At 72.0% G+C, this 7826-nt stretch carries 7 protein-coding genes; 4 read left to right on the top strand and 3 right to left on the bottom strand.

Annotated elements, in window-relative coordinates; all coding sequences use genetic code 11:
- Positions 1 to 167 precede the first annotated feature (167 nt).
- On the top strand, positions 168 to 1835 hold the full coding sequence (locus tag EIO58_RS09320; RefSeq protein WP_164861604.1) for a Mur ligase family protein: 1668 nt from the start codon (positions 168 to 170) through the stop codon (positions 1833 to 1835).
- Between the two features lie 122 nt (positions 1836 to 1957).
- Here the strand turns inward: EIO58_RS09320 and dxr are convergent, their stop codons facing one another.
- Both dxr and EIO58_RS09310 read right to left on the bottom strand, forming a co-directional pair.
- Positions 1958 to 3046 (bottom strand): 1-deoxy-D-xylulose-5-phosphate reductoisomerase, encoded by a 1089-nt coding sequence (dxr, locus tag EIO58_RS09315; protein WP_127819304.1) that lies wholly within the window; start codon positions 3044 to 3046, stop codon positions 1958 to 1960.
- Positions 3047 to 3067: 21 nt separating this feature from the next.
- The gene (locus EIO58_RS09310; protein WP_127819303.1) at positions 3068 to 4012 is read right to left on the bottom strand and encodes an FKBP-type peptidyl-prolyl cis-trans isomerase; all 945 of its coding nucleotides are present in this window, start codon (positions 4010 to 4012) and stop codon (positions 3068 to 3070) included.
- 194 nt (positions 4013 to 4206) lie between these two features.
- Between EIO58_RS09310 and EIO58_RS09305 the strand changes: the two genes are divergently transcribed.
- Positions 4207 to 4923 (top strand): lysophospholipid acyltransferase family protein, encoded by a 717-nt coding sequence (locus tag EIO58_RS09305; RefSeq protein ID WP_240658679.1) that lies wholly within the window; start codon positions 4207 to 4209, stop codon positions 4921 to 4923.
- 98 nt (positions 4924 to 5021) lie between these two features.
- On the opposite strand, the gene EIO58_RS09300 is transcribed toward EIO58_RS09305, so the two are convergent.
- Complete coding sequence (locus EIO58_RS09300; RefSeq protein WP_127819301.1) at positions 5022 to 5498, bottom strand: OsmC family protein; 477 nt, start codon at positions 5496 to 5498, stop codon at positions 5022 to 5024.
- A gap of 52 nt (positions 5499 to 5550) precedes the next feature.
- Here EIO58_RS09300 and EIO58_RS09295 point away from each other — a divergent pair, with 52 nt between their 5' ends.
- Together EIO58_RS09295 and ald are read left to right on the top strand one after the other, a co-directional pair.
- A complete protein-coding gene (locus tag EIO58_RS09295; RefSeq protein WP_127819300.1) occupies positions 5551 to 6540 on the top strand; it encodes an asparaginase in 990 nt (329 codons plus the stop codon).
- 56 nt (positions 6541 to 6596) lie between these two features.
- Positions 6597 to 7712 (top strand): alanine dehydrogenase, encoded by a 1116-nt coding sequence (ald, locus tag EIO58_RS09290; RefSeq protein ID WP_127819299.1) that lies wholly within the window; start codon positions 6597 to 6599, stop codon positions 7710 to 7712.
- The last annotated feature ends 114 nt before the right edge of the window (positions 7713 to 7826 follow it).

The following is a 7826-nucleotide window of genomic DNA, read 5'->3' as shown; positions in this document are numbered from 1 at the left end:
GGGCCGCCGCCGGGCCTGACGCCTCGCGAGATCAGGTGATCTCGCCGCCGCAGGACGATTCGCCGCGAACCGTCCTGTCTCCGCAAGATCACCTGATCTCGCGTCGTGCGGCCGTCCACAATCCGCCGCGCGGGGCACCGCGCAGCGGGTGAGAGGATGGAGGCGCCATGCCGAACGACGCGCCCTCACCCCTTCCCCCCGTGCTCCGCCCGGACGCGCCGCCGACCCACTCGCTCGCAGACCTCGCCGCACGCTTCGCGGTCGACGTGCACGGCGACGTCAGTGCGACGACCCTCACCGGGCTCACCCTCGCAACCGCCGACCTGCGGCCGGGCGACCTCTTCGTCGCGGTCCAGGGCGTCAACCGTCACGGCGCCGAGTTCGCATCGGACGCCGCCGAGAACGGCGCGGTGGCAGTGGTGACGGATGCCGCCGGCGCCGACGTCGCGGCCGCGAGCGGGCTTCCGGTGGTACTGGTCGACGATCCGCGCGCGCTCCTCGGCGAGCTGTCGGCCTGGGTGTACAGCACCGGCCGCGACGACGATCTGCCGCTGCTGTTCGGCACGACAGGCACGAACGGCAAGACGAGCGTGTCGCACCTGCTCGAAGGCATTCTCGGGCAGCTCGGCGCCGTCACCGGCCTCTCCTCGACCGCCGAGCGGCACATCGCGGGCCAGATCGTCGTGTCGCGGCTCACGACCCCCGAAGCGTATGAGATGCATGCGCTGCTCGCCCTCATGCGCGAGCGCGGCGTCGAGGCTGTCGCCGTGGAGGTGAGCGCGCAGGCACTCAGCCGTCGCCGCGTCGACGGCATCGTGTTCGACGTCGCCGGCTTCACCAACCTCACCCACGACCACCTCGACGACTACGCCGACATGCGCGAGTACTTCGAGGCCAAGCTGCCGCTGTTCCGCCCGGATCGTTCGCGCCGCGCCGTCGTGTGCGTCGACTCCGAGCCAGGCGCCGAGGTCGTCGCGCGCAGCGAGGTGCCGACCGTCACCGTCGGCACGCCGGCGCTCGCGTCGGATCCGGATGCCGCGGCCGCCGCCGACTGGGTGGTCGACATCCTCGACGAGCGCCAGGTGGGCACCGAGTTCCGCCTCACGGCGCGCGACGGCCGCTCGCTCACGACCCTCGTCCCGGTGATCGGGCGCCACATGGCCGCCAACGCGGGACTTGCGATCGTCATGACCCTCGAGGGGGGCTACGCGTGGGAACGCATCGCCGACGCCCTCGACGGCAAGCGCATCGAGGCGTACCTGCCCGGGCGCACGGAGCTCGTCTCGGGTGAGACCGGCCCGGCCGTGTACGTGGACTTCGGGCACTCCCCCGACGCGTTCGAGAAGACGCTCGCCGCCGTGCGCCGGGTCACGCCCGGCACCGTCGTCATGCTCTTCGGCGCCGACGGCGACCGCGACGCCACCAAGCGCCACGACATGGGCCGCACCGCGGTGCTCGGCAGCGACATCCTGATCGTGACCGACCACCACCCTCGCCACGAGGACCCCGACTCCATCCGCGCGACGCTCATCGAGGGCGCGCGCCGCGCGCGCGCGGACGCCGAGATCCACGAGTTCTCTCCGCCGGAGCGTGCCATCATCGAGGCCGTCTCGCGCGTGGGCGACGGCGACGCGATCCTGTGGGCCGGCCCAGGTCACCAGGACTACCGCGACATCCGCGGCGTCCGCACGCCGTACTCGGCGCGAGAGCTCGCCCGTCGCGCGCTGCGCGAGGCCGGGTGGCCGGTGCCCGAGCCGCACTGGCCGGTGCCGTACCCGGAGCACGAGACTCCGGCATCCGACCCCCTCCGGCCGCCGTTTCCCACCGGTCGCTGAGCCGCTGGGCGCTCTGGTGCCCGAGACGGCGCCCCGCATGCAGTCGCGACGTCAGGCGCGGCCGGACCCGCTCGTTCCGGCTCCTGAGCGGTGAGGAGCGAGCCGTATCGAAGGGCGGCGGCTCAACGATCGAGGCCGGCGATGACCTTGTCGGCGATCTCGCGCGCCCAGCGCTCGGCCTCCGTCAGGGCGTCCCGACTGAGCGCCGCGGGCGCCTCGTGCGCGTCGACCACCCGCGTGACCGTGTCGACGATTTTGAGGAAGCCGAGACGCCCCTCGTGGAACGCGTCGACGGCCTGCTCATTGGCCGCGTTGAGCACGGCGGGGTAAGTGCCGCCGGCGCGGCCGACATGCTTGGCCAGGCGCACCGCCGGGAACGCGTCCTCGTCGAGCGGCTCGAACGTCCACGACGAGGCCGTCCGCCAGTCCAGCGGCCGGCCCACGCCGGCGACGCGGTGCGGCCAGTCGAGTCCGAGCGAGATCGGCAGCCGCATGTCGGGCGGCGATGCCTGGGCGATGGTCGACCCGTCGACGAACTCGACCATCGAGTGCACGATGGACTGCGGGTGCACCACGACCTCGATCTCGGAGTACGGCACGTCGAACAGCAGGTGCGCCTCGATCACCTCGAGGCCCTTGTTCACGAGCGTCGCGGAGTTCGTGGTGACGACGCGGCCCATATCCCACGTGGGGTGGGCGAGCGCCTCGGCGGGCGTGACCCCCTCGAGCGACGCACGGCTGCGACCGTGGAACGGGCCGCCGGATGCCGTCAGCACGAGCCGGCGGACCTCTCCGTGCTCGCCGGCCCGAAGCGCCTGCGCGATCGCGGAGTGCTCGGAGTCGACGGGAACGATCTGGCCCGGCCGGGCGATGGCCATCACGAGGTCGCCGCCGACGATGAGCGACTCCTTATTCGCGAGCGCCAGCGTCCGGCCCGCTTCGAGGGCGGCGAGCGTCGGACCGAGACCCACCGAGCCGGTGATGCCGTTGAGGACGACATCCGCCTCCACGTCACGGACCAGCTGCTCGGCCTCGACCGCACCGATCGCCGTATGCTCGACCCCGAGCTCGGCCGCCTGGGCGGCGAGCGCCTCGCGGTCGGAGCCCGCGGCGAGGCCCACGACCTCGAAGCGACGGGGGTGCGCCCGCACGACGTCGAGCGCCTGGGTGCCGATCGACCCCGTCGAGCCGAGGATGAGGACGCGCCGCATCCGGCCAGCCTATCGAGCGGCCTACTGCTCGGTGGGCTTGGCCTCGAGGATCTCGACGACGAACACGAGGGTCTGTCCGCCGAGCTCGTGGCCTGCCGGGTCCTCGCCGTAGCCGCAGGCCGGCGGCATCGAGACGAGCACCTTCGAACCGGCGGTGTGTCCTTCGAGTGCGCGCTGGAAGCCGGCGACGACTCCGGTCGTCTGGAACTCGGCGGGCTCGCCGCGCTCCCAGCTCGAGTCGAAGACGGTGGAGTCGCTCCACTTCATGCCGGTGTAGTTCACCGTCACGGTGTCGCCCGGCTCGACGACGTCGCCGTCGCCCTCCTCGAGCACCTCGACCTGGACCTCGGCGGGGGGCTCCGTCGCGGGGATCGTGATGGTCGGCACACCCTCGGCCGAGAACTCCACAGAGGGGAAGTCGGCACCGGGCTCGGTCACGGCGCACCAGTCGGCCGCGGGCGTCACGCCGAGGACGTCGATCACGTACACGAGCGAGCCGTTGCCGGTGTCGGGCACGGTCATCACGATGCGCGAGCCCTCGGCCGCGCACCCGAAGAACTGGTCCGCGCCGGAGCCGATGGAGATCGGCATCGCGGGCAGCGGGGAGCCGCCGAACCCACCCGACTGCAGCGACTCGCCGGACGTCGCGTCGAAGACCGCGAGCGCGTACGACACGTAGTCGCCGTCCTGGATCTCGGCCCCGTCGCCCTCGACGGCGATCGCGCGCTCCGCGCTCTCGATCTCGAGGGGCGCCTCGAACTCGGCGGTCGCCGACTCGCCGACCTCGCCGCTGACCGTGACCGCCGACGCGACGTCGCCCTCGGGAGCAGCCACCGAGCAGAGGTCGGCTGCCGACGTCGCGTCAGGCGACGGAGTCTCGGATCCCTCGGGGGCGCCCGAGCAGCCTGCGAGCAGAATGGCCGTCAAGGCGGCGGCGGACAGGGCGGCGAGCGGGCGAATGCGCACGAGACAACCTCAAGTCGGTGGAAGCGGAACCTCCATCCTCCCCCATCTTTCCTCTGGCTGCGCTGAGAAAGGCCATGCCGGTACCGGAATGGAATCGGGAGTACCCTCGACGGGTGACTTCCGACCTCGCGCCCGGAGCCGACGACCCGCGCGGCGCCGCCGTCTCGGAGCCCGATGCGCCGTCGGTGAGGCGGATGGGCTCCGCCTACGCACTCGGGCGATTCGTGGTGGCGCCGCTCGCCCGGATCGTCTACCGTCCCCGCGTCGAAGGTCGCGCGCACGTCCCGAAGACCGGACCGGTGATCTTCGCCAGCAACCACCTGTCTTTCATCGACTCGATCGCGATCCCCGTCGCCGCTCCCCGCCCCGTGCACTTCCTCGCGAAATCCAGCTACTTCGAAGGATCCGGCCTCGGCGGCTGGGCATCCCGTCAGTTCTTCACCGCGATCGGCGCCGTCCCGGTGCAGCGCGGCGTCGGTCAGGCAGCGCTCGACGCGCTCGACCAGCAGCGCGCCCTGCTCGAGGACGGCAGCGCGGTCGCACTGTACCCGGAGGGGACCCGATCGCTCGACGGCCGCCTCTACAAGGGCCGCACCGGCGTTGCGTTCCTCGCGCTCCAGACCGGCGCGCCCGTGGTCCCGGTCGGCCTCATCGGCACCGACAAGGTCATGCCGGTCGGAGCCAAGATGCCCTCGCTCAGGCACCGCGTGACGGTGCGGTTCGGTGAGCCACTCGACCTCGGCCACCACGGACCGGCGAGCTCGGGACGCGCGCGCCGCCTCGCGACCGACGAGATCATGTCGGCGATCCACGCCCTGTCGGGCCAGGAACTCGCCAACTCCTACAACGAGGTGCCGGCGCAGAGCCCGATCGAGCGGATCAAGCAGGTCCTCCCCCACGAGCGCCGCTGACCCCCTGTCGACCGTGAGAATTCATCTGACGGACGAGACGGCGGGTGCCACCCGAGGTTTCGTCCGTCAGATGAACTCTCAGCGCGGGAGGGTGGCGATCACGGGGCGGCCGCGAGGACCGTCGGCTCGTGGCGCACCGGAAAGTTCACCGAGTTCGCGATGAAGCACCACTCGTGCGCCTGCGCGTGGGCGGCGGTCGCGGCATCCGTCATCGACGCGTCAGCGACCGTCACGCGCGGCCTCAGCACCACCTCGCGGAAGGCGCCCCCGCCGCGACCGTCTTCGACCATGAGACCGGATGCCTCGTCCTCGTACCCGACGACCACCACACCCGCCTGCACGCACGCGTGGAGGTACGACAGCAGGTGGCACTCGCTGAGCGCGGCCACGAGCATGTCCTCGGGATTCCAGCGGGACGGATCGCCGCGGAAAGGCTTGTCGGACGACGCGAGGAGCGCCGGCTTGCCGTCGATGTCGATCGTCACCGCGCGGTCGTAGTCGCGGTACCCGGATGTGCCGCTCCCGCGATCACCGGTCCATGTCGTCCGGACGGTGTATCGATGCTCGCCCCACATGTGCACAGTCTGTCATGTGGGACCGCTCTGCCCGCGGCGGTAGGCTGGCGGGGTGCCGCAGACCTTCGCCGCAGCCGACGCCGTCGAGCTCGCCGTCGTCGAGCGCAGCGGTTTCGTCGAGTCGCGGCACGCCGGCATCGCCATCGTGCTGGCCGCCGACGGGACGATCGCGCAGAAGCTCGGAGACCCGTCCGCGCTGGTCTTGCCCCGCTCCAGTCTGAAGCCGCTGCAGGCCCTCGCATGCCTCTCGGCCGGAGCGCCGCTGGAGGGCGAGCGCCTCGGCCTCGCGACCGCGAGCCACTCGGGCACGGATCGTCACGTCGCCGTCGTGCGCGACATCCTCTCCGCTGCGCAGCTCGGCGAGGACGCCCTCGGATGCCCGACCGCGTGGCCGGGCGATACGGCGACGCGCGACGAGATGGTGCGTGAGCTGGGCCAGCCGCAGCGCATCCGCATGAACTGCTCGGGCAAGCACGCCACGATGCTGCTGACGGCCGTCGTGAACGGCTGGGACCCCGCCGGCTACCTGTCGCCCGAGCATCCGCTGCAGGCGCACATCCGCGACGTCATCGAGCGCCTCGTCGGCGAGAAGGTGTCGGCGACCGCGATCGACGGCTGCGGCGCACCCGTGTACGCGGTGACCCTTTTCGGTCTCGCGCGCGCCGTCCACCGCGTCGGCAACTCGTCCACGTCGTCGCCGTTCGCGCTCCATCGCAGCGCGGGCGCCATGGTGGAGGCCGTGCGGGCGAACCCGTGGACCATCGACGGCCCCGGCCGTCCCGACACGATCGCCATCGAGCAGCTCGGCGTGTTCGCCAAGGGCGGGGCCGAGGGCGTCATGGTCATGGTCGCACCCGACGGCACGACGGTCGCACTGAAGATGCTCGACGGCAGCGGGCGCGCCGCGACCGCGGTCGCGCTGCGACTGCTCGAGCGGCACGGCGCCCTCGCATCCGCGGACGTCGACACTGCGATGTCGAGGCTTCCTCTCGCCGTGACAGGCGGCGGGCAGGATGTCGGGGCCATCCGCCCCGCTTTCTAGAGGCGCTCCCACCAGGAGCCCGAGCGCTCCAACGGCGGAGCGGAAAGGATCACGCGATGAGGATCGGTGTCCCCACCGAGGTCAAGAACAACGAGTACCGGGTCGCCCTGACGCCCGCGGGCGTGCACGACCTGGTGGCGGCGGGCCACGAGGTCATCGTGCAGCGCGGCGCCGGCGAGGGATCGTCGATGCCGGATGCCGAGTACGAGGCCGCCGGCGCGGTGCTGCTCGACGACCCGGCCGAGGTCTGGGCCCGGGCGGAGCTCCTGCTCAAGGTCAAGGAGCCTGTCGCGAGCGAGTACGGGTACTTCCGCGACGACCTCGTACTGTTCACGTACCTCCACCTCGCCGCGGATCGGCCGCTCACCGACCGGCTGATCGCCGACGGAGTGACCGCGATCGCATACGAGACCGTGCAGCTCGCCGGCGGCGGCCTGCCCCTGCTCGCGCCGATGAGTGAGGTCGCGGGCCGCTTGGCTCCGATGGTGGGAGCGTCCACGCTCATGCGGTCCGCGGGCGGTCTGGGACTGCTGATGTCGGGCGTGCCCGGCACGCGCCCCGCGGCCGTGACCGTGATCGGGGGCGGGGTCGCGGGCGCGAACTCGGCGTACATCGCCGCGGGCATGGGGGCGGACGTGACGATCTTCGACACGAACATCCAGCGTCTCCGCTTCCTCGACGACCACTTCCAGGGCCGGGTCCGGACCGCCGCGTCCAACCCACTCGACCTCGACCGCGCGGTGGTCTCATCGGATCTCGTCATCGGCTCGGTGCTGATCCCCGGTGCGAAGGCGCCGAAGCTGGTCACCAACGACATGGTGACGCGCATGCGACCCGGCTCCGTGCTCGTCGACATCGCCGTCGACCAGGGCGGGTGCTTCGAGGACACGCACCCGACGACACACGCGGACCCGACGTTCACGGTCCACGGCAGCATCTTCTACTGCGTCGCCAACATGCCGGGCGCCGTGCCCAACACGTCGACGTCGGCGCTGACGAACGCGACGGTGCCCTACATCCGTCAGATCGCCCGACACGGCTGGAAGGACGCGCTGCGCGCCGACGCCGCTCTCGCCGCGGGGCTCAACATCGTCGGCGGAAGCGTCGTCAACGCGGGCGTCGCGACGGCACACGGGCTCGCGCTCGCCCCGCCCGAGGCGGCCCTGGCCTGACGGCATCGCGGCCTCACCCGGACGCTGAGGAGTCCTCGGTGCGCGCTGCCTCGCGTGCACTCGACTCCCGCACGCAGGCTCACGCGCCGCTGCGGTCGGCGCCCGGGCGGGTCG

This window comes from Microbacterium sp. CPCC 204701, assembly GCF_004010105.1.
GTDB lineage: Bacteria > Actinomycetota > Actinomycetes > Actinomycetales > Microbacteriaceae > Microbacterium.
The sequence above is the reverse complement of the archived record's forward strand: the minus strand, read 5'-3'. Positions and strand labels throughout refer to the sequence as shown.